Source organism: Mesorhizobium sp. M7A.F.Ca.CA.001.08.2.1 (assembly GCF_003998455.1).
Lineage (GTDB): Bacteria > Pseudomonadota > Alphaproteobacteria > Rhizobiales > Rhizobiaceae > Mesorhizobium > Mesorhizobium ciceri.
Genome location: NZ_RZPW01001062.1, coordinates 1 through 1,633, shown reverse-complemented (window position 1 = coordinate 1,633; position 1,633 = coordinate 1). Strand labels below are relative to the sequence as shown.

Genomic DNA, 1,633 nt, shown 5'->3' with positions numbered 1-1,633 from the left:
ATCCGTGGCAGCTTGGGATCAGCGCCCATGGTAGAAACCAAAGGAACAATCAACCCGAGCTTCCGCTCGATATCGTTGCTCGAAACTGTCGGAGCTCTGGCCGGACGCGCCAGCAGCGCCGCGACGCTCGCTTCCATCTGCCCTCGGCGAGGCGCGCGGAATCGCTCGATCGTGCGGCCCGATCGCAGCGACACCGCTGTTTCGTCCGGCTCCGCGTGCAGACAGGATGAGGCGCGACTGTCACTGCAGTTTTCAGGTGCCAGGTGAGGGTCCTCGTCACCGGCGCGTCGGGTCTGATCGGAGCTTCTCTTTGTGCGCGCCTGGCCGCCGATGGATATGAAATCGTTCGCGTACTGCATCGTGCCGGCGCCGCGCCCTTCAGAGGCTTGCCGCCTGTCTTGCTCGACATGGCAAAGGCGCTGCAGACGCAGGACTGGAGCCCGCATCTGATAGGCATCGACGCGGTCGTCAACTGCGCCGGTGTGCTGCAGGACAGCGCGCAAGAAAGCACTGGCGGTGTGCATGCGGGTGGCGCATCGGCACTCTTTGCCGCCTGTGAGCAGGCGGGCGTGAGAAAAGTCATTCACTTCTCGGCAATCGGGGTCGATCGGCTGCAGCCGTCCGCCTTCTCGGCCACCAAGCTGGCTGGCGACCAGGCGTTGATGGCGCGCGATTTGGACTGGGTCATCCTGCGCCCGTCGGTCGTGCTGGGCCGGCCGGCGTTCGGCGCCAGTGCGCTGTTTCGCGGACTGGCCGCATTGCCACTGTTGCCGGTGATGCCCAGCACGGGTCGGCTTCAGGTCGTACAGTTGGATGACGTGATCGCCACTGTCCTGCATTTTCTCCGGCCCGATAGCGCATCGCACCTTGCGCTTGACCTTGCCGGACCTGAAGCGCTGCCGATGAGGAAGGTGGTCGGCCTCTACCGCCGCTGGCTCGGGTCGAGACCGGCTGGAGAGTTCACTCTGCCCGGTAGCGTCGCGGCCGGCCTGTACCGGGTCGGCGATGCGGCGGCTCTGCTCGGCTGGCGCCCGCCGATGCGCAGCAATGCGGCCAAGGAAATCGTGCGGGGCGCTGTCGGCGACCCGCAGGCGTGGATCACAGCGACAGGGATCCAACCATCCAGCCTCGAAGCGGCGCTAAAGCTCAATCCCGCGACGGTGCAGGAGCGATGGTTCGCCCGTCTCTATTTCGTCAAGCCGGCGATCTTTACTGTCCTGCCCTTCTTCTGGATCATGACCGGCATCATTTCCCTGACCACCGGCTGGCGCCGCGGGGTCGACTTGCTGGTCGGCACGGCCATCGGTCCGCTGGCGGAACCGGCAGTCATCGCCGGAGCGCTGGCCGACATGGCGGTCGGCGCGTTGATCGCCTGGCGACCGACCAGTCGGCTGGGGCTGTTCGGGGCGATTGCGGTGGCTCTTTTCTATGCGATCGTGGGGACCATGCTGCGACCAGAACTGTGGAACGAGCCGCTCGGCCCATTCCTGAAGATCCTGCCGATCCTGGTTCTGCATTTTGTCGCGCTGGCGGTCCTGGAGGAACGCTGATGACCTACTTCATGCTCAAGTTCCTGCATGTCGTCGGCGCGGCCGTGCTGCTGGGCACCGGCGCCGGCATCGCCTTCTTCATG

2 protein-coding genes and 1 pseudogene are annotated in these 1,633 nt (G+C 65.3%); 2 read left to right on the top strand and 1 reads right to left on the bottom strand.

Going from position 1 to position 1,633, the window contains the following annotated elements:
* A partial coding sequence (locus EN914_RS38540; protein ID WP_164779143.1) for a hypothetical protein occupies positions 1-359 on the bottom strand: 359 nt, incomplete at its 3' end.
* Here EN914_RS38540 and EN914_RS34730 point away from each other — a divergent pair.
* Together EN914_RS34730 and EN914_RS39615 are read left to right on the top strand one after the other, a co-directional pair.
* Positions 264-1,550, top strand: a complete 1,287-nt coding sequence (locus EN914_RS34730) for an SDR family oxidoreductase (protein WP_024505777.1) — start codon at positions 264-266, stop codon at positions 1,548-1,550. The genes EN914_RS38540 and EN914_RS34730 overlap by 96 nt on opposite strands.
* A pseudogene (locus tag EN914_RS39615) lies at positions 1,550-1,633 on the top strand (DUF2269 domain-containing protein); the annotation flags it as partial. The gene EN914_RS34730 and the pseudogene EN914_RS39615, both read left to right, overlap by 1 nt.